The organism is Endobacterium panacihumi (assembly GCF_050847465.1).
Taxonomy (GTDB): Bacteria; Pseudomonadota; Alphaproteobacteria; order Rhizobiales; family Rhizobiaceae; genus Neorhizobium; species Neorhizobium panacihumi.
The window spans coordinates 1,314,975-1,334,313 of the sequence record NZ_JBOZRA010000001.1 but is presented as its reverse complement, the minus strand read 5'-3'; the positions used below and the strand labels follow the sequence as shown (position 1 = coordinate 1,334,313).

23 protein-coding genes and 1 tRNA gene are annotated in these 19,339 nt (G+C 55.8%); 16 read left to right on the top strand and 8 right to left on the bottom strand.

Features of this window, described 5'->3' with window-relative positions; translation table 11 throughout:
* Positions 1–44: 44 nt before the first annotated feature.
* From ACRQ1B_RS06655 to ACRQ1B_RS06630, 6 genes are all read right to left on the bottom strand, one after another.
* Positions 45–1,268, bottom strand: coding sequence for a molybdopterin molybdotransferase MoeA (locus tag ACRQ1B_RS06655; protein ID WP_432292853.1), 1,224 nt, complete (start codon positions 1,266–1,268; stop codon positions 45–47).
* Positions 1,265–1,753, bottom strand: coding sequence for a cyclic pyranopterin monophosphate synthase MoaC (gene moaC, locus ACRQ1B_RS06650; RefSeq protein ID WP_432292852.1), 489 nt, complete (start codon positions 1,751–1,753; stop codon positions 1,265–1,267). The genes ACRQ1B_RS06655 and moaC overlap by 4 nt, the downstream gene beginning before the upstream one ends.
* Entirely contained in the window at positions 1,753–2,568 is an 816-nt protein-coding gene (gene trpC / locus ACRQ1B_RS06645; protein WP_432292851.1) for an indole-3-glycerol phosphate synthase TrpC, read from the bottom strand. Before trpC ends, moaC begins: the two co-directional genes overlap by 1 nt.
* Entirely contained in the window at positions 2,565–3,602 is a 1,038-nt protein-coding gene (trpD, locus tag ACRQ1B_RS06640; protein WP_432292850.1) for an anthranilate phosphoribosyltransferase, read from the bottom strand. Before trpD ends, trpC begins: the two co-directional genes overlap by 4 nt.
* 24 nt (positions 3,603–3,626) lie before the next feature.
* A complete protein-coding gene (locus ACRQ1B_RS06635; RefSeq protein WP_432292849.1) occupies positions 3,627–5,522 on the bottom strand; it encodes a peptidylprolyl isomerase in 1,896 nt (631 codons plus the stop codon).
* 126 nt (positions 5,523–5,648) lie between these two features.
* Entirely contained in the window at positions 5,649–6,602 is a 954-nt protein-coding gene (locus ACRQ1B_RS06630) for a lysylphosphatidylglycerol synthase transmembrane domain-containing protein (protein WP_432292848.1), read from the bottom strand.
* Positions 6,603–6,936: 334 nt separating this feature from the next.
* Here ACRQ1B_RS06630 and ACRQ1B_RS06625 point away from each other — a divergent pair, with 334 nt between their 5' ends.
* From ACRQ1B_RS06625 to ACRQ1B_RS06565, 13 genes are all read left to right on the top strand, one after another.
* Positions 6,937–7,302 (top strand): hypothetical protein, encoded by a 366-nt coding sequence (locus ACRQ1B_RS06625; protein WP_432292847.1) that lies wholly within the window; start codon positions 6,937–6,939, stop codon positions 7,300–7,302.
* Between the two features lie 198 nt (positions 7,303–7,500).
* Positions 7,501–7,590 (top strand) — tRNA-Ser (locus ACRQ1B_RS06620).
* 314 nt (positions 7,591–7,904) lie between these two features.
* On the top strand, positions 7,905–8,168 hold the full coding sequence (locus ACRQ1B_RS06615) for a helix-turn-helix transcriptional regulator (protein WP_432292846.1): 264 nt from the start codon (positions 7,905–7,907) through the stop codon (positions 8,166–8,168).
* Between the two features lie 131 nt (positions 8,169–8,299).
* Complete coding sequence (locus ACRQ1B_RS06610) at positions 8,300–10,861, top strand: primase-helicase family protein (RefSeq protein WP_432292845.1); 2,562 nt, start codon at positions 8,300–8,302, stop codon at positions 10,859–10,861.
* A gap of 569 nt (positions 10,862–11,430) precedes the next feature.
* Positions 11,431–11,652, top strand: coding sequence for a hypothetical protein (locus tag ACRQ1B_RS06605; protein WP_432292844.1), 222 nt, complete (start codon positions 11,431–11,433; stop codon positions 11,650–11,652).
* 5 nt (positions 11,653–11,657) lie between these two features.
* Complete coding sequence (locus ACRQ1B_RS06600) at positions 11,658–11,903, top strand: hypothetical protein (RefSeq protein ID WP_432292843.1); 246 nt, start codon at positions 11,658–11,660, stop codon at positions 11,901–11,903.
* A 17-nt stretch (positions 11,904–11,920) separates the two neighbouring features.
* Positions 11,921–12,280 (top strand): Rel homology DNA-binding domain-containing protein, encoded by a 360-nt coding sequence (locus ACRQ1B_RS06595; RefSeq protein ID WP_432292842.1) that lies wholly within the window; start codon positions 11,921–11,923, stop codon positions 12,278–12,280.
* Positions 12,277–12,684 (top strand): hypothetical protein, encoded by a 408-nt coding sequence (locus ACRQ1B_RS06590; protein WP_432292841.1) that lies wholly within the window; start codon positions 12,277–12,279, stop codon positions 12,682–12,684. Before ACRQ1B_RS06595 ends, ACRQ1B_RS06590 begins: the two co-directional genes overlap by 4 nt.
* A complete protein-coding gene (locus tag ACRQ1B_RS06585) occupies positions 12,677–13,063 on the top strand; it encodes a hypothetical protein (protein WP_432292840.1) in 387 nt (128 codons plus the stop codon). Before ACRQ1B_RS06590 ends, ACRQ1B_RS06585 begins: the two co-directional genes overlap by 8 nt.
* Positions 13,060–13,551: a helix-turn-helix domain-containing protein gene (locus ACRQ1B_RS06580; protein ID WP_432292839.1), complete on the top strand. Its 492-nt coding sequence runs from the start codon at positions 13,060–13,062 to the stop codon at positions 13,549–13,551. The genes ACRQ1B_RS06585 and ACRQ1B_RS06580 overlap by 4 nt, the downstream gene beginning before the upstream one ends.
* A complete protein-coding gene (locus ACRQ1B_RS06575) occupies positions 13,544–13,855 on the top strand; it encodes a hypothetical protein (protein ID WP_432292838.1) in 312 nt (103 codons plus the stop codon). The genes ACRQ1B_RS06580 and ACRQ1B_RS06575 overlap by 8 nt, the downstream gene beginning before the upstream one ends.
* Positions 13,856–14,021: 166 nt before the next feature.
* On the top strand, positions 14,022–14,597 hold the full coding sequence (locus tag ACRQ1B_RS06570) for a recombinase family protein (RefSeq protein WP_432292837.1): 576 nt from the start codon (positions 14,022–14,024) through the stop codon (positions 14,595–14,597).
* A 101-nt stretch (positions 14,598–14,698) separates the two neighbouring features.
* Entirely contained in the window at positions 14,699–15,010 is a 312-nt protein-coding gene (locus tag ACRQ1B_RS06565) for a hypothetical protein (protein WP_432292836.1), read from the top strand.
* Here ACRQ1B_RS06565 and ACRQ1B_RS06560 read toward each other — a convergent pair.
* Positions 15,007–15,474: a YccF domain-containing protein gene (locus ACRQ1B_RS06560; protein ID WP_432292835.1), complete on the bottom strand. Its 468-nt coding sequence runs from the start codon at positions 15,472–15,474 to the stop codon at positions 15,007–15,009. The two genes, ACRQ1B_RS06565 and ACRQ1B_RS06560, sit on opposite strands and share 4 nt — an antisense overlap.
* A 122-nt stretch (positions 15,475–15,596) precedes the next feature.
* On the bottom strand, positions 15,597–16,874 hold the full coding sequence (locus ACRQ1B_RS06555; RefSeq protein WP_432292834.1) for a tyrosine-type recombinase/integrase: 1,278 nt from the start codon (positions 16,872–16,874) through the stop codon (positions 15,597–15,599).
* A gap of 296 nt (positions 16,875–17,170) precedes the next feature.
* On the opposite strand from ACRQ1B_RS06555, the gene ACRQ1B_RS06550 reads away from it, so the two are divergent.
* From ACRQ1B_RS06550 to ACRQ1B_RS06540, 3 genes are all read left to right on the top strand, one after another.
* Positions 17,171–17,548, top strand: coding sequence for a PH domain-containing protein (locus tag ACRQ1B_RS06550; RefSeq protein WP_432293823.1), 378 nt, complete (start codon positions 17,171–17,173; stop codon positions 17,546–17,548).
* 154 nt (positions 17,549–17,702) lie between these two features.
* The gene (locus tag ACRQ1B_RS06545) at positions 17,703–17,903 is read left to right on the top strand and encodes a hypothetical protein (protein ID WP_432292833.1); all 201 of its coding nucleotides are present in this window, start codon (positions 17,703–17,705) and stop codon (positions 17,901–17,903) included.
* A 270-nt stretch (positions 17,904–18,173) separates the two neighbouring features.
* Positions 18,174–19,262, top strand: a complete 1,089-nt coding sequence (locus tag ACRQ1B_RS06540) for a septal ring lytic transglycosylase RlpA family protein (RefSeq protein ID WP_432292832.1) — start codon at positions 18,174–18,176, stop codon at positions 19,260–19,262.
* Positions 19,263–19,339 lie beyond the last annotated feature (77 nt).

The following is a 19,339-nucleotide window of genomic DNA, read 5'->3' as shown; positions in this document are numbered from 1 at the left end:
TCCGGGGCTAAACGCGTGAGCCCGGCAAAGGCTCACGATGATTTTCAGGGGCGAAGGAGAATGACCGGGCAGAAGCTGCCTTCAGGCAATTCCGGCGCATAAGGCGGGCGGATGACGAGGCAATCGGATTGCGCCAGAATCTTCATCATCGAGGAATCCTGCTTGCCATAGGCATCGGCCAGCAGCTGTCCGCTTTCGTCACGCGACAGTTTTGCCCGCAAAAAATCCTGACGCAGATCGTTGGCGGCCAGCGTCTTTGCCGTCACGGCTTCGGATTCGCGCTTGCGCTCCGGCAGATGCGCCAGTTTGCGCAAGGTCGGTTCTAGGAAGAGCAGGCTGCAGACGAGGCTTGCGACCGGATTGCCGGGAAGGCCAAGCACCTGCATGTCTCCCAGAGAGCCAACCATCAGCGGCTTGCCGGGCCGCATGGCGATGCGCCAGAAATCCAGTTCCATGCCGACGGATTTCAGCACGTCCTGCACGAGGTCGTGATCACCGACGGAAGCCCCGCCGATCGTCACCAGCACATCGGCACCGGCGAGACGCGCCATTGAAACGGCCTTTTCGATCTGTGCCTTATCGTCCGGCACGATACCGAGATCGAGCACTTCAGCGCCATTGTCGCGCGCCAGTGCGGCCACGCCAAACGTATTGGAGGCGACGATCTGTGCCGGTCCGAGCACGGAACCGGGTTGAACCAGTTCGTCACCGGTTGCGAGGATGGCGACAACAGGCTTCCGATAAACCGGCAGCTTGGCATTGTTCGTCGCCGCAGCAAGCGTGAGCGTTGAAAAATCGAGCTGCGTGCCGGCCGGCAAGACAGTTTCACCCTGCGCAAAATCCTGACCACGTGGGCGGATATGGCGACCGGGGGCAACGGCGAATGTCGTGCGGATACGGTTGCCGTCGAGCTTTTCGGCATCCTCCTGAATGAGGATCGTATCGGCACCTTCCGGCACCGGTGCGCCGGTGAAGATGCGCACGGCCTCTCCGGGGCGGATCGCGCCGTCAAAAGCGTGACCTGCGGAAGCGGTGCCGATCACCGTCAGTTCGCTGCCGATTTCGGGCGTGTCTGCTGCCCGTATGGCATAGCCATCCATGGCGGAGGCGTCAAAGGGCGGCTGGGTCAGATGAGCCGCAACAGGGCGCCCGAGAACACGTCCGGCAGCCTCGATCAGTGGCACCATCTCGATCTGGGTGACAGACTTGGTGAGTGCCGCCAGACGGGCCTTAGCGTCGGCAACAGGGAGAAGAGCGGGCTTGTTCATGGTTCACGCCGCCAGTCGCCGGATTTGCCGCCGCTTTTATGCATCAGCTGGATGCCGCCGATTTCCATACCCTTGTCGGCAGCCTTCGCCATGTCGTAGATCGTCAGGCAGGCGACGGAGACAGCCGTCAGCGCTTCCATCTCGACGCCGGTCTTGCCGGACAGCTTTGCCGTGGCTGTGACGCGCAAGCCGGGCAGGGCGGCGTCTTCCTCTATCTCCACCGAAACCTTGGTCAGCATCAGCGGATGGCAGAGCGGAATGAGATCGGAGGTCTTTTTGGCGGCCATGATGCCGGCCAGACGCGCCGTGCCGATCACGTCACCCTTCTTGGCATTGCCCTCACGGATCAGCGCCAGCGTTTCCGGCAGCATGCGCACAAAACCCTCCGCCGTGGCGATGCGGGTCGTCTCGGCCTTGTCGCCGACGTCGACCATATGCGCCTCGCCGCCAGCATCGATATGGGTAAGCTTGCGTTCTTCCGCCATTATTGCGCTGCCGCGGTGAAGGCTTCACCTTTCAGAAGCAGACGGGTGGCGGCGGTCACGTCGTCCTTTCGCATCAGGCTTTCGCCGACGAGGAAGGTGGAGATTTTCGACTTCTGCAGACGCAGGCAATCGTCATGAGTGAAGATGCCGCTTTCGCCGACGAGCAGGCGGTCATCCGACACCATCGATGCCAGACGTTCGCTGACATCGAGGCTGACTTCGAACGTGCGCAGGTTGCGGTTGTTAACGCCGATCATCGGTGACGACAGTTTCAGCGCTCGCTCCATCTCGGCTTCGTCGTGGACTTCGACCAGAACGTCCATGCCCAGTTCGAACGCAGTGTCTTCGAGAAGACGCGCCTCGTCATCGGACAGCGAGGCCATGATGATCAGGATGCAGTCGCCACCCCAGGCGCGCGCCTCATGAACCTGATAGGGCTCGAACAGAAAATCCTTTCGCAGCGCCGGTAGCGAACAGGCGTCGCGGGCGGCGGTCAGGAATTCCGGAGCACCCTGAAAGCTCGGGCCATCGGTCAAAACGGAAAGGCAGGCGGCGCCACCGGCTTCATAGGCCTTGGCGAGTGCCGGCGGATCGAAATCCGGCCGAATCAGACCCTTCGAGGGGCTGGCCTTCTTGATCTCGGCGATCAGGCCGAATTCACCGGCATCACGTTTGGCCACCAGCGCCTTGTAGAAACCGCGCGGCGCAGACACGTCTTTCGCCATCGCCTTGAGGTCTTCGAGCGAGGTTTTGGCCTTGGCGGCTGCGATTTCCACGCGCTTATAGGCCTCGATTTTGCGCAGGATGTCGGTCATGCGCCGGCTCCTTCCTTGTCTGCATTCTCGTTGGAGACGGCGATCAGCCGGTCGAGCACGGCGGTTGCCTTGCCGCTGTCGAGCGATTCGGATGCGATCGTCATGCCGTCCATGACATTCTCCGCCTTGCCGGCGATGACCAGGGCAGCCGCGGCATTGCAGAGCGCGATGTCGCGATAGGCATTGCGCGCACCGGCCAGAACGTCGCGCAGGGCGGCTGCGTTGACGACGCCATCGCCACCCTTCAGGTCATCCACGACGGCGCGTGACACGCCAAAATCTTCCGGCGTCAGCTCGAAGCTGCGGATCTGGCCGTCTTCAAGCGCCACCACCTGCGTGGTGCCGGTCGTGGTGATCTCGTCCATGCCATCGCCATAAACGACCCAGACCCGTTCCGAGCCGAGATCGCGCAGCACTTCGGCAATCGGCTGCAGCCATTGCGGTGCAAACACGCCGAGCAACTGGCGCTTGGCGCCAGCCGGGTTGGAAAGCGGACCGAGTAGGTTGAAGATTGTCCGTGTGCCAAGCTCTACGCGGCTGGCCGTCACGTGCCGCATGGCGGCATGATGTTTCTGGGCAAACATGAAGCCGATACCGGCTTCTGAAATGCAGCGGCCGATCTGTTCCGGCCCGATTTCCAGATTGACGCCGAGCGTGCTGAGCGCGTCGGCCGTGCCGGATTTCGAACTCTGGGCGCGGTTGCCGTGCTTGGCGACCGGCACGCCGGCTCCTGCCGTGATGATCGAGGCAAGCGTGGAGATGTTGTAGGTGCCGATACCGTCCCCGCCCGTGCCGACGATGTCGACCGCGTCGGATGGTGCCGAAACCGGCACCATCTTGGCGCGCATGGTGGAAACGGCGCCGGCAATCTCGTCGACGGTTTCGCCGCGCACGCGCAGCGCCATCAGAAAACCACCGATCTGCGACGGCGTTGCCTCACCCGACATCAGGATATTGAAGGCTTCCAATGCTTCCGGCCGGCTGAGGCTCTCGCCGTTGGCGACCTTGGCGATGAACGGTTTCAGGACCGGCATGTGATTTCTCCTTGAGGTCCGCGTTCAACGCATCGTGGCCAGAGCCTGCTCGGCTGCGGTCTGGTTGATCTGTACGCCAAAATCCTGCTGCAGGCGGTTGACCATCTGGTCCAGCATGTCGTCGCCGGCGGTGCGGGCCATCTGCTGCATTTGCTGGTCATCGGCGCCACCGGCACCGGCCGGCTGGTGGTCGACATTGGTGATCTTCATCAAAAGGCGGCTCTCGCCGTCGGCTGCAACGGCATTGGCGGTCGAATCGACCGGGCCTGCGAAGGCGGCCTGTACGGTCGGCTGGCCGAAGACGGCGTCATTGCTGGTACGGCGCAGGCCCTCTTTCTTTTCGACCATGATGCCGAGTTCGCCGGCAATGGTCGCCAGTTGTTCACCACTGTCGATGCGGCCCTTGTATTCTTCCACCTTGGCGCTGAGGGCGGCCTTCTGCTGCTCGTTGGTCCAGTCGGCAACCGCCTTTTCACGCACTTCCGTCAGCGGCCGCTCACGTTCCTCGATCACGTCGTCGACGCTGAACCAGACATAGCCGGTATTGCCCAGGTTGACCGGAAGGTTGTCTGCACCGACCTCGGCACGGAAAGCTTCGGGCAGAAAGTTGTCGGACTGGGGCAGGGTGGCAATGCGATTGCCGGCCTCGTCATTGCCGCTCTGGTCGAGCGTGACGGTAACGGCCTTCAGCTTCAGTTCGCTTGCGACTTCCTGGAGGGGCGTGCCGGAGCCGCGCATGTCGTCGAAACGGTCATGCGTTTCGGTGAGGCTGCGCGAGGCAGCGGCAAGCGCCAGCTGGTTGCGGATTTCTTCCTTGACCTCGTCGAAGGTCTTGGTCGTGGCAGGCTTGACATCGCTGACGCGCAGAATGACGGCGCCGAATGTTCCCTGGATGGCGGGGCTGGTGCCGCCAGTGGCAGGCAATCCGAATGCGGCGGCGCCGACCTTCGGGTCCGGCACCTGTTCCTTGGTGAACTCGCCCAGCAGAACGTCGGCCGGCGTCTTGCCCTGATCGGTCACAAGCTGGTCGAACGTGACGGCGCGGGAAGCCAGCTGGCCGGCTGCGGCGTCTGCCATTTCCTTGCTCGGGAAGGTCAGCTGTTCGATCTTGCGGGTTTCCGGCGTGCCGAACGAAACCTTGCGACGATCGTAATCGGCCTGCACCTCACCATCGGTGATCGAGGCCGGATCGGCGACGTCGGAAGGCTGCAGTGTCACGTAGGTGACCTTGCGGAATTCGGGGGCGCGATAACGCGCCTTTGCGCCTTCGAACCATGCTGCCAGCGCATCGTCTGCGGGCGCCTTGACCGGCGGAATGTTGGCGTAAGAGAGGATGAGGTAATCCAGCGTGCGCGTCTCGTCGCTGTACCGACGCAGCGCATCGACCATGACGGCGGGCGGTGTGAAACCGTCGGAGACCGCGTCAACGATCTGGCTGCGCACCCCGATCTTCTTGCGTTCCTTGATATATTCGTTCTCGTCGAAACCAACGGCCTGCAGACGCGAGGAAAACAGCTGGCGGTCGAACTGGCCGTTGCTGTTCTTGAAGGCCGGATCGTCGGCGACGAGAAGAGCAAGGCGATCATCCGAGAGGCCAAGGCGCATATCGGCAGCGAGCTGGTCGAGGGCGGCACCGGCGGCCAGCTGGCTGAACACCTGCTGGTCGATACCAAAGGCGCGGGCCTGTTCGGCCGTCAGCTGCGTGCCGAACTGGCGGCTGAGCTGCGACAGCTGCCGCTGCATGGCAAGGCGATATTCCTGCGGGGTGACACTCTGATCGCCGACCGTCATCACGCTGTTGCCGCCGGCCGGCGCCATGATCGAGGCCGAGACGCCCCAGATTCCGAAGGACACGCCGAGCAGAATAAGAAGCGCTTTGGCAACCCAGGAGCGGGAGGCTGTTCTGAGGGAATCGAGCATGGACTACATCACCTTGCGAATTATTGTGCGCCGCCTTCATGCTGGCGGTCGTCGTTGAGAGATTGTCTCTAGAACAAACCGCTGCGGAAATGAAGGCATTGCGTGCAAAAGCGATGCACAGGTGTGTTATGCCGCCGACCCGGACGACACGGTGTCTGAAGAACGGCTCTTGCGGGAGCGAAAAACAGCCTCGGTAATCAACGACAGCGGCAGGCCGATCGCCAGCGGGATCAAAAAATAGACGACTCTAAACGCGACGAGAGCACCGATCGAGGCCTGGTCGCCCATCACATGCTTCACGGTCACTTCCAGGACGCCGAGCCCGCCCGGGGCATGGGTGATGAGGATGGCCACATTGGCAAGCACGAAGGCCGTGGCCGCCTTGAGGTAACTAACATCGGCGGATGCCGCCATCACTTCGCGCAGACAGGCGGAAACAAGCGCGAAATTGATGGTGCCGACGATGATCTGCATCACCGCCACCTGCCATGTCGGCATGGCAAAGGTCCATTTCCAGATTTTCAACGGCGTTCGAACGGCGGCCGCCAGAACCACGTAAAGCAGCGAGGCAACAAGCAGGCCGATCCCGATCATCATCACCGTGCTTTCGCTGAGGCGCAAAACCCCCGCCGTATCCGACGGATTGAGGATCATTACCATGCCGCCGAGCACGGCAAGCCCAAGGCCGACGGTCACACCGGACAGGAGCACGATCTTGGCGACGGCTTCGGCATCGAGGCCCCAATGGGCATAATAACGATACCGGATGGCGCCGCTGCTGAGGCCCGCAAGGCCGACGCTCTGGCCGATCGAAAGAGCCAGAAAGGATGCGAGCGCGATTTTCGGATAAGCCAGACGCCCGCCGACATAAAGAACGCCCGCCCAGTCGAAGAATGTCAGACACAGGTAGGAGCCGGCGGCAAAGGCAAGCGCCATGGCCAGATTGGCTGGCGGAATGGCCTGAACGGAGGAGACGATATCGGCAAACGTATACTGGCGAAGACCGGCATACAGCAGATAACCCGCAAGCCCGAAGCCGATGATGATCATGGCCCAGGCGAAGATTCGTTTTCCGGTCATGCGCTCACCCGTGTTCTTGCAAGGCCAAGTCCATGTCCAAGTCGTTCACTGTTGGCATGTGGAGTTTGAAGTCGGGGCGGGAGGTGATCGGAACGGTATGTCATGCGGGCGAAAACGGTCGCCATTTAAAAATCTCCGGGAGGGAGATGTTCTAACGGCAATTTGCCGTTTTTGTTCCATGATTAGAGGGTAGCCCGGCAGCTGGAAAGGTGCCGGAGAAGGCGTGCCGCGAAACCATCATCGTTCAGCGTGCGTTAATCTCATTATGTGCATCTTATCTAAACATCGCAGGGTATCCCGCTTTGGACACCGCGACTGGAACAGGACGTGTACAATGAACAAGACAATTCGCGTCGCAATGATTCTGGCCGTTTCGGCCGGCACTATTCTTGCGCATAGCGCGCCGGCCAGCGCCCAGTGGCGTGACGGCCCGCCGCGCTGGGATGATCGCCGTGGCCCGCCGCCACCGCCGCCGCGCCGTCACCATCGTGATCGCGACAACGGCCGCGTCATCGCGGGCGGTCTTGCCGCCGGTGTTATTGGCGGTCTGATCGGCGGTGCTCTGGCCAACGGCGGCAACAACGGCCCGCGTTACATCGAGGAAGCACCGCCGCGTCCGCGCTGCTGGTATGAAGACCGCCGCGTCGGCAATTCCTATGACGACGGATGGCACTACGAGAATGTCCGCGTCTGCAACTGAGCGGATGAAAACTATTTGTTTCGGCAGCCGGCTTCGAGCCGGCTGTTTGCGTTTGTGCGGCGGGCGAGGGCGCATCCGCAGGCCTGTAGGCAATCATGCATGGTTGACGATTCGCCCTGCGACACTGTAAAGGCAAGTTTGAGAATGACCGGATTTTGATCCGGTGTATCGACAGGCCGGAAGGCCGGTCCATTCCCTGGAAGAGTGTCCGAGTGGTTTAAGGAACCGGTCTTGAAAACCGGCGTGCGGGAGACCGTACCGTGGGTTCGAATCCCACCTCTTCCGCCAAATTCCTAGTTTATCGACATTGAAATCGTTACGAAAAATACGATTTCTAGCGATAGGCCGACAAATCTTTCCACATCATTTCCACAAGGCAAAAAAAATCCGCCCAGAGAGGCGGCTTGTGGATTGTTGCTAAAATGCCACATTTTGGCGTTAGCTCAAGAAATAATCAACCAAAAATAAAATAACCCTTGCAAAAACTTCTAACGTCACTGCTATAGAGTGTTGCGTTTTGTATTATTGCGAAGCTTACAATCCGCCCCTTGGCGATCTTTCTATCTTTAAAACATGGAAAAGGCAGACGGTCAAGCGGTTTAATGAAGAAAAATTCGGGCGGTCCGAATTTCATTTTAAGAAAGTCAAAAATGCAAACAATTGAACTTGCGGGGCTTAACCCTCACACCCTCCTCTCACTCGATGACGTCGCCGCTCGTTTCGGTCTCGCGCGCTCTTCTGTCTATCGCCTACAGGCACAAGGCGAACTGCCAAAGATGTTCAAAATCGGAAAGCAGAACTTCATTCGGCAAGGGACGCTTGAAAGGTTCATCGCGGAGCGCGAACAGACGGCTCTTGCCGCCTAACCTATCCAAAAAAAAATGCGCCCGATACGGCTGCAACCGTGGGCGCAATATTTCAATCCATGCAGAAACCCTACACGACTTTTGAAAGAAAAGCAAGGGTCTAGCTGCGCATATTAGAAAGACAGCGATAAATGAGCGACTATTCTTACTACGCACCTAAGAAGCGCGATCTGTCCGCGACAGAGATACGCACGCATTCCTATTCCGACGAATTCGGGCGTGTTCTTTACGATCATGTCAAATGGTCGGACGGAACGTGGTCTTGGGTGGTCTTCGCGTCCAAGGATGAGGCTCAGGAGACGGGTGAATATAAGCGTCCCCGCTTCAGCGATGATGACCGCAGGATACCCTACGGTTTTAATGCCCGAACCACTTGGGATACGGCGAAAAATCTTCTAGTTGCAGAAGGCGAAAAGGACGTCGATACCGCTATCGATGTTCTGGATCAGCAGGCCACATGCTCGTACGCGGGAAATGGCCATTGGGGCGACGGAGAAGACTGGAAGGTTGATGGATTTACCACAATTGTCATCCGCGACCATGATGGGGCCGGTTTCGACGGCGGTCTGAAGCGCGCACAGAAGCTTGCCCAAGCTGGTGCGAAGTCCGTTCGTATTCTCGATCTTCCTAATTTGAATTGGAAAGGCGATCTCTCAGATTGGGCGGCAGGCAAGACGAAAGCTGACTTTGAAAGTTTGATTGAGGAGAAGGCTTGGACTTACTTTGATACGTCGTTGCCGGAAGGGGAGCAGTATCCACCGCTACCTATTTGGGGACTGGACGATTTTAATCCTGAAAATCATCGATCCATCTGCATCTTCGAAAGTTTCGATGCTGCTATCCAAGCCCGTCAGCATGGGGCACTTCCGCCATCGTTTCAGAGCTTCTTCGAAAGGGTTCTTCCTGTCGTCTACAACGGCAAGGAACCTTCTGCCTGTGATTTCAAGGCAATCAAAAAGCTCAAGTTGAAGCCTGAAATCCCCGTTTACGTCTGGACTGCGAATTCAGATGAGGGTCGAAAGCTTCTGCCGAAGATTGCAAAAGAAATCCATCATCGAACCTATGCAATTATGCCTGACGATGCCCGCTTTGGCGATGGCTGGCATTTGACTATGGAAAAGCAGTTGCCTCCTAAGCTTTTCAGGATAAATGGCGACACTCATTATTACGTAGGTCCGTCGCCAGAACAAATGGCTCAGCCAGCTACATGGCTGACATCTATCAAGCTTGTCGAGGATGGTAAGAACGAGGTCGGCGGCCCTAAGTTTAAAGAGGTTTGTTTTCTCCGTGAGCACGCCGCGAGTGAGTGGAAGTACATTATCCAAGACCACCGCTTCATCCATGACGATCTGCCAGATGTTGCGTTGGAACCGGACTTGTTTGACGCGACCTTTTCAGCCTACTGCGACAAGAGTGTCTCAAAGATGCTCGCTAAGAATAACACAGACCGCCTCCAACGCGAAGGATACCGCCCCGGCGTCAAGGAGCGGCGGATCGACTTCCAAGGGCAGCTTCGGTGGAATACCTGGGACGGAACCCCGGATGAGGTGGCAAGGCGACCACCAGCAGATAGCGTTCAGCCGTTCCTCGAATTCATGAAGTATCTTGTGCCGGATGATACGGAGCGACTTCACCTTATCCGCTGGGCGGCGACGCTCGTGGGTAAGCCGGATCGCAAGATGCTTATGGGTGTTTTGCTTAAGTCGCACGCGCAAGGTGTCGGCAAAGGCATTTTCACGAATCTCATTTTAGCGCCGATGCTTGGGTGGAAGAATGTAAGCTATCCTACCGAGCAGGTGATTTTGGAAAAGTACGGTTCATGGTGGCACAAGAAGTCGTTGGCAATTGTCTCGGAAATTCATGCCGGAAATTCATGGAAGGCTTATGAAATTCTCAAGTCTTACGTGACCGAACCGGTGATGGATTTCCGGCGAATGTACTCGGACCCCTTCTCAGCCGAGAACTGGAACCATCAGGTCATCACCGCAAACGGAGACCTGCCACTTCTGATGTCAGATCAAGATCGGCGTTGGCTTGTGGTTTCTGCGACGGAAACCCCTTGGAAGGAAGTACAGTTTGCTGAATTCATCCGCTGGCTTCAAGCGGGTGGCGTTGCTGCTGTTAGGCAATGGTTCCTGAAATTTGAGCAACACACTTTTGAAGAGAAAGGAAAAGTTCAGCAGTTTTCTTATTTCAGTGCAGGCGCTCGCGCACCGATGACCGAGACGAAACAGACCATCATTTCGGATTCAAAGTCTGAACCGGTGAAAATGGCCGAAAAGATTATCAGCCGACTGATTTGGGAAAATCCAGATGAAGAGGCGGAAAAGCGGAAAGCGAAGGCCGGGGAGATCGTAATCTGGGACAAGGTTGTTGTCGAAGTAATCAAGGCGCACTTCAAGAACGCTGGGGGCAAATGCTACCTCACAGGAGCAGAGGTGCGAGCAGCGGCGAAAGCCGCGGGCGCGGTAGTATGGGATAACAGAATTCGTCGAAAAGGCGAGTGGATGTATGCCATCTTGAATGACGAAGCGTGGAAGGAAGCTTCGAGTAGTGGCGGCAGTTCCATCAAAGAAGCTTCGGAGGCTTCGGTTTCAATACCGTCAGATGAAACAGATGAGAATCTAGGAGCCAAGATCAGGGAAGCGATTAGTCATCCTCTTTATCCCGACGAGAATTCGGTTCCATTTTAAGACTCGGGGGGCTTCGGCCTCCCTTTTCTTTGACCATTTGACCACCAATATCAGCTACTTTCTGAAACTTTTTTAGCATCCAAATGATCTCTGTTTTATTCCCCAAAATGTTTTGGGGAGAATAATAATGGATGAATGCAAAATAAAGTTTGCAAAAGTAGCTGATATTGGTGGTCAAATGGTCACTATATTTATTTCCATCTATCAAAAACTACACACAATCTGAAAATAATAAAAAAAATACTTGACATTCGACCAAAAGTCGTGTAGTATTGCTTTATAAGTTCGGCGACCCATGCCGTCCGCCACTTAGGCGATAGTCACAAATCCCCAGCCTTTCCCAATTCTCTACCGCCTATCATGCTCGCATGAAGCGGCTGAGATAGTCGCCGTTTTTGGTCATCGGCGACGCAGACCCTCGAAGAGATATGAGCCTTTCGAGGGTCACCCTTTCCAGTCGCGACACCATTTTTGCTAGCTCCAGTGTCGCGACTGGCACCGCCCTTGGCTTGTGTTCCCCACCGCCAAGGGCGGGTTACCTCTTCCCTCAATCATTTCGGTTATTTCAAATGACATTTGACGCCTTAGAAATTGGCACCACAGCCAGTCGGCTTGAATTTCTTTCAAAGCAGTTTGAAGAAAAAGCAATCGCGATCAGAGACACCATCGATCTGCACGATGCAATTCCCACTCCCATTCAAGCAAATTGGCTAGAATTCCTCGTTAATTACTCTCGAACTCTCAAATTCTATTCGGACGAAGCTATCCGAATTTCCGGTATGGAAGGCTAAAAATTATGTACATCAACGTTACCGACTATACTTCTTTTGCACAGCTTGCCTACTCGATCTCCGCCGAGATTTCTGATGCGGTTGAGGATTACAAGAAGACGGCAGAAGTTGAACCCGGTGTACCAGCAAAAGAGCAGGCGGCGTTTCTTGCTTCTCTCCAAAATCTTTCAGATCAGCTTTTCGAAATCTCAGGCCACGCAGAATTAATCGCCGAGAAAATCCAGAAGCACAAACGCAACTCCCTCAACTAAAAATAGGATGAAGTAAAATGCCAAAATTTGGCCTCGGCTCTGTCGCGAAACTCGAAAAGCGCGGCGTGTTTTCTAACAATGTATATTCAAAAGATACTGTCCTGATCGATAAAATGCTTGCCGCGAGTAATCGCCCTAATGATCCGGTCGTTCTTGTTCACGAAGATGACTTGGAACCCTCGCAGCTTGTCAAACAGTTTGCGGAATTGACCGGCGCAAAGATCGTCAAGGCCTCAACTCAGTTGCCGGTGACCGCCGTCGAAGAGCAAAACCTTCGCCAGCGTCTCGCAGGGGGCGAACAGGCACAGTCCATTGCAAAGTCGCTTGACTTGGATGTCATCAAACTCGTGGCGCTAGCGCAGGAGGTCCGCAAGTGATCGTTGCATACGTACATGACAAGGCGAATGCTGACGCCCTAAAGATGCTCGATCCAGACGCGAGCTTCTATCAGTTTCATGCCATTGAACACACGCTTTCGCCCAATCGTAAGCAGCAAATCATCATCACGGACAAGCCGTTGACCAAGGCCGAGCAGGAAGTTGCCGACGTCAACAATGTCGAACAGGTTCTCGTCGTCAAAAACGCGGCTGAAGCTGAGGCTTTTCTGGCCGATCTAGTCGCTCGGTATCAGGCCATTCGCTACGATAGTCGCCCGCACGAAGAGAAGGTCGCAAGCCTTGGCTGGCCGATCAGCGGTGACGCCTTCCTCTGGCTACAGCGAAAAGTCCTTTACGGAGATGAGGGCCGCAATAAGAAGCGCGGAATTTGGTTCAATGACTGACCTAAAGCGCTTATCGGTTTCAGACCTTATCCGGGCGGATGTCCTCCGTCCCGGCGCTAAGGCAAAAGTTCTCTTTGAAGACGGCACAGTTTTCGCGGTTGAGTGTATCGACAGCTCATCCATCGTGTTGTCGTCGTTAATGATACGGCAGGAATTCAGCCTCGTTAAGCGCACCCTTCGCCGTGGTGAGCGCCGCTATTTCGTGTGCCCCGCCACAGGTCGCCGCGTTCACTATCTCTTTCAACTTCCGCGCATTGGCTGGACAACCCGTGTAGCCCAATGCCTGACCTATCAATCAGGTCAGACGGTAGGCCCGAATCCCATTCCTCGGAAAAATGAGGATGGTTATTGCCGGTTTGCCATTGAGGTTATTCAGTGACGGCAGGACGCCCGACGGTTTACGACAGCAGTTTCCCGGAACGGGCTATTAAGCTCGGTCGCGAAGGCAAAACCATCGCCCAAATCGCCGCCGATCTTGGGATTTCCAAATCAACTCTCTATCTTCTCGCGCAGGAACGAGACGAATTTTCGGACGCCATTTCCCAAGCTGTTGAGGCGGCGGAAGCGTATTGGGATGACATCGGCAACAAAGCAGTCGTTGGCGGCATCTCAGGCTTCAACCATCAGACTTATCAACTGATTATGCGCAACCGTTTCCGCCAGTCATACGGCGAAATCTCAACGACGCATGTCAATGTCACAGGCCTTCCGAACATTCATCAAATCACCAGAACGGTTATCGATCCATCGAAACTGGAATTAGATGAGCTGCAACAGTTGGCCGACATGTATGCGCGGCAATCCCAGGTCAAAAGCCCTTTGACAATTGACCATCGACATGAGCCGGAAGACGACGAAGATGACTAAAACAACCCGCTACACGGTCGCCCTATGCACCGACCCGAGGAACCTCCCGGCGCTTCAGCTTCTCAATCCCTCCCTCATTCTCTACAACGAGCGCGACATCATCAACTTTTGTGGTGATGCCGACTGCTTCATTGCAGATACATGGCCTTCGGAAACCCTGTCAGCTCATCTAGCAAAGATAGGCGTGATCGACAAACAGCGACATGTCGTCATTACTGCTCAACACGCTTCGCTTGTCACGCAACTTTGGCGGATACAAAATGAGCTACTTGAGGCCAAGGCCGAATCTCTCATCCGGCGCTGATTATGGGGCAGCGTCTTATATGAACCCTCGTCAGATTGGCGGGGGTTTTATTTTGTCCAAAAACGACCGTTTGCGTACATACGCCCTGATGATGTCCAAAATATAGGTTGACCGCTTTTCGTACACCATGTTACTTTCGTACATGGTTTTTGGACATGAGGATAACATGGCTCGCACATTCGCATACGTTCGCGTTTCGACAACGGGGCAGACAGTCGATAATCAGATCAAGGAAATCCAAGACGCCGGTTTCGCTATCGAACGACGCCGCATCATAGAAGATACGGTTTCTGGCTCATTGCCTATGGATCAACGCAAGGGTTTTCAACGCCTCCTAGACAGGATGGAAACGGGCGACGTTCTCGTCGTGACGAAACTTGATCGACTAGGGCGAAACGCGATTGATGTAGGTGCTACGGTTGCCAAACTTGAGGCTCAAGAAATCAGGGTGCATTGCCTTGCACTCGGAGGGGTTGATCTAACAAGCCCCGCAGGAAAAATGACAATGAACGTCATTAATGCCGTTGCTGAATTTGAGCGCGATTTGTTGATTGAGCGTACGCAGTCCGGCCTTGCTCGGGCAAAGGCTCAAGGCAAGCAGCTTGGCCGTCCGACAGCGTTGAATAATGGTCAATTGACCATTGTTAAAGAACGCCTCGCCAAAGGCGATAGCGTCGCTGCTGTAGCGAGAGACATGAAGACATCGCGGCAGACCATCATGCGGGCAAGAACGGCGGCTTAAACCCTCGTTTTCTGTTTTTTTATCTGCCTTATGTCCGTGTTCGTTGACGCAATCTTGACCATCTAAATTCTATACTCTCACAACTTGAGAGGGATAGGGTCATGAAGAAAATCATCGTTCAAACGAAACATAAATTCACCGAAGCTGGCCGTTGGGGGATCGGGTTATTTATAGCGTCCCCTTTCGCAAGCGGCATCGCTACTCTCGTTATATTGAGCCAAGATTCCGACCGCTATTCTGATCCGCCAGTAGGGGCCATCATATTTTTAGGCCTCACTACTCTGACTTTTTGCCTTTCAATCCCACTCCTGCTCATTGGCCGCACATCGCTTCACATTGCTGAAACAATTGAAGGCTCCGAAAAGGCTGACGAAATATGGAACGAGTGGTCAATTCGGATCGATAGGCCCTAGGCGCGATAGGCAGCTAGCGAACGGCTTGCGGCATCGGTTCTGGCTGCATAGGCAAGCTCTTTAGTCACGACGCGCCTGCCAACAGGCCAAAGTGAGATGCCTGCGAGCTTAAAGCACTGAAGCCCGAGCGGGATGCCAATCAGCGTCAGGCAATAGACTGCTCCCAAAAGCAAGTAAGAGAGAAATAGAGCTATCCCAAACGTACACGCCCATATCACGTTGAATATGAAGCCTATCGTCCCTGTCATGGCTGTTCCTGCCGATAGCCTTTTGCCATCAAGCTCGCGAATGTGAACGACCTCCCTACCGAACGGCCAAGCAGACATTTTCGCCATCTCGATTGCGGATCGTGTTAGCGGCAGTCCGATTATTGAGACCGCAAAAACTACGGCCCCCACAAGCCAGATCAGCGCCGTTACAGCGCCGCCGAATACAAACCAAATTACGTTACCTGCAAATCGCATGCTTCCCCCAGCAATACATCAACCCCAGATAGTCATTCGATATCACAAGAATACTTGAAAGCAAGCCATCTGGAGCCAACGCAATCCCACATGCCGTTGGACTGCAAGTCTCTGGGATGAAATTATTCCGTGCCAGACTTTACTGCTAGATAATCGGCCCATGCGGCAATCAGCTCGCGGCGCTTTTCTAGAAGCTCATCGCGAAAATAAGCGCGTGTCACTTCGTTACCGATCGCATGGGCAAGGCACTTTTCCACCACCTCAAATTGGGCATTTGTTTCTGCCCCTGCCCAATTCCTAAACGACGTACGGAAGCCGTGTACATGGAATGGCAATTCATCCCGACGCAGGATTGCTGAGAGTGTCATATCGGACAATGGCTTGTTTTCCTTCGTGCCGGGAAACACAAGCGACTCATCTTCTTTTCGGGCTTCAAGCTGAGAGGCAAGAATCCCTAGGGCTTGCCGTGACAGCGGCACGACATGGGGCTGTGGTTTGCCCTCAACGATTACCGGGCGCTTCAAACGCTCTCCAGGTATCGTCCAGAGTTTCTTCTTGGTATCGATTTCGTCCCATTCTGCTAGTCGGACCTCGCCAGACCTTGATGCATTGAGGATAGCAAATTGGAGCGCCCTAGCGCCGTTACCATCGTGATCACTGAGCTTCTGATAGAACGCCGGTGCTTCGGCGTAAGGCATGGCCTTCATCCGCCCACGCTGTAGCTTTTGACGCTTGGCTAGCACGTTAGCAAGATTGCCCTTCCACGTGGCGGGATTGGCTGTCTCACGCCATCCCATCGTCTGAGCATAACCAAAGACAGACTCCATCCGTCCTCGCACACGTGCCGCTGTCTCGTTCTTCCCGGCCCATATTGGCTGAAGGATGTCTTTCACGTCGTGCAAGGTGATCTGGCCCACGTCCTTCAACCATATTGGCTTGCAGTATGTCTTTAGCGTGTTTTCCCACTGCTGGCGGTGCTTCGCGTTGCGCCATTCGGATTCATGACTTTTGATATATTCGTCCGCCGCATAGCCAAACGTCTTCCGATCATCGTCAGTTGTCTCGACGGGAGCCTCTGGAGCAGGAGGTTTCTCACCTCGCATTTCAACACGTGGGTCTTTGCCTTCAGAAACAAGAACGCGATATTTGGTCGCGACCTCGCGCGCAGATGCTAGCGTGATACCGAGCGTGAACTTTCCGCCAACCTTCTCACGGTAAGCGCCAATCCCGTCTTCTCGCGGCTTTCCATCAAAGGTGTATCTGACGACAAAGCTCTTGCTGCCCTTATTGCTGACAAAGACATACAAGCCGCCGCCATCGTGAATCTTTTTCGAGAGAGGAAGGCCCTGAATTTCTCGGTCGGACAGTCGATTGATCGTCTTCTTGCGTCCAGTGGACATTGACCACATCCTTTCCACAAATATTCATCGGATATACCGCTATTTTGTGGAATATGAAAGGACGCAATAAAACACAATAAGAATGACGTCGAGAACAGTAAGTCTATGTAATCGCAGCGATTAATTCGGTTTCCGCATAACATTCAATGTGTTGGTGAGCGGCGATTTTTCTCGTGTTATACGGACACCTCTTCCGCCACATCCCCAACACATGATCATCTGTGCGCATCGCGCCGGCTTGTTTTAGGATGTCGCTCGCCTATGTCTTCAGGCTTGGGCTTAATCCAGAGGGCATCATGGGTATTTTTGACGGGCTGCTTGGTCACGGTTCTTCCGTGGATCCTGCCGATCTGAACAAGCGATTGAGTGGCGTGCTGATAGACGGCGAGGTCCCGGAACTGGCCTTCAAGGTCATTCGCGATTTTTTCGTCTTTACCCAGTGGCGGGTCATTCTCGTCGATATTCAGGGGCTGACAGGAAGCAAGGTCGATTACATGTCGATACCCTACCGGGCGATCACCCGATTCTCTGTGGAAACCGCCGGCACGTTCGATCTCGATTCGGAGTTGAAGATCTGGGTGTCGGGCAGCAATACGCCAATCGCGAAAACGTTGAAGAAGGGTGCGGATGTTCGTGGCATCCAGCGGGCCCTGGCGACCGGCGCACTGCGCTGATGGAACGGCGGATGAAATAAGGCTGCCGGCTCTCCTCCGAGCCGGCAGCCTTTGCCATTTCCCGTTCTTGCGGGTGGCTTAATTCGCAGGTGCGGGCGTTGCTGGCGCCGGTGTTGCCGGCTCTGGTGTAGCCGGGGCAGGCGAGGCGGGCGGTGTGGCCGTGCTCGATGCCGGCGGCGTGGCAGGTGCAGACGTGGTGCCGGTCGGCGCGTTCGAAGTTGGCATGAACATCCATACGGCAAGCGCGATGACCACGACGACGACTATTCCGACAATGACGTTTCTGTTCATAGGCAGTTCCTCCAAAACTGTTCTGGTTGGTGGTAACCACAAGGAAGTAGTTCGCCACTTTTAATTGTCCATGATCCAGGAACAAAAGCGCGGTGCAGGAAGCGGAAAAATGGATCGTTTCGGGGCGCGCGTGCCAAACTGAAGCGAACGGCGCCGCCGGGTGCTTTCCGTGCAAATAAACCGATCCTTAACCATGTTGTCCGGTATTTCACCTAGTCCACAGAATTCATTCGCAATTTTGCCATCTTGCAGGCAGAAATACAGCGCGATCAACAGGCGGCAACGCGCGCGGCGCGCGGAACTGCATGGGGCCTGTCTCCAAACGGGATTGGGGATGGCCCGAAAGCGGCGGGACCTAAAATTGAATTCAGAAAACAGCAAGCTTGTTCTGGGTGCCAGATGGCTCGGTATCGTGATGGCGTGCGCAAGCATTGCGTCCTGCGCAACCTCCAAGCCTGAGCCTAAAAAACAGCGCAGCAAGGAATATTTCTCCGAGAAGGAATATGGCGTCAAAGCGAGCCCGCGTGTGGTTGCTGACGGCAAGGCTGTGCCCAAGGGTGGCGGTCGCTTCATGGTGGGCAATCCCTATCAGGTGAAGGGCAAGACCTACGTTCCGAAGGAAGATCCGAACTACAACAAGAACGGTCTGGCCTCCTGGTATGGTTCGGCTTTCCACGGTCGTCTGACGGCCAATGGCGAAGTGTACGATTCCACCCATCTGTCTGCCGCGCATCCGACCTTTCCGCTGCCGAGTTATGCCCGCGTCACCAATATCGATACCGGTTCCTCGGTCATCGTGCGCGTCAACGATCGCGGCCCGTATCATCCCGGCCGCATCATCGATGTGTCCAGTCAGGCTGCCGACATGCTCGACATGAAGCGCACCGGCACCGGCAATGTGAATGTACAATATGTCGGCCGTGCCCGTATGGATGGTCACGACATGCCGTTCCTGATGGCCTCCTATGTTCGCAAGGGCGATCGTATTCCGGGCATCCGTCCGGAAGGTCAGATCGCAACCGGCGTGATGGTGGCTTCCAACGAACGCTTTGGCGATCAGCTGCAGAGCTACGGTTCGTCCGTCCCGACACCGTCGCCGATGGCGCTTGCCGGTCGCACGCCAACCGGTCCGTCTTCGAAGACATCCGCCGCGCTGGCGGCCGTTCAGGCGCAGGCGGCGTCCTCCACGCAAGGCATGCTCTCCAGCCAGAGCGTGGCGTCGCAAGCTGTGCAGGGTTTTGCCGAGCTGCCGTTCGTCGGCCCGGTACCCGCTCCGCGCGGTGGCGTCATGACGGCTTATGCCGCGCCGTCTGTTTCCCGGTCGGCTTCCGCCATGCCGCAGGCGCAATATGGCGAACATACGCTTGAAGCTCAGGCCCGCTCGTTCGATGCCGGCACGCTGCCGCGGTCGCCTCGTCGCTGATCCGACACTGGGTCTGCCGCGTCGATTTGAGGTCTCAGCAAAAGGCGGGGTGGTGCAAATCTGCCGCCCTGCCCATC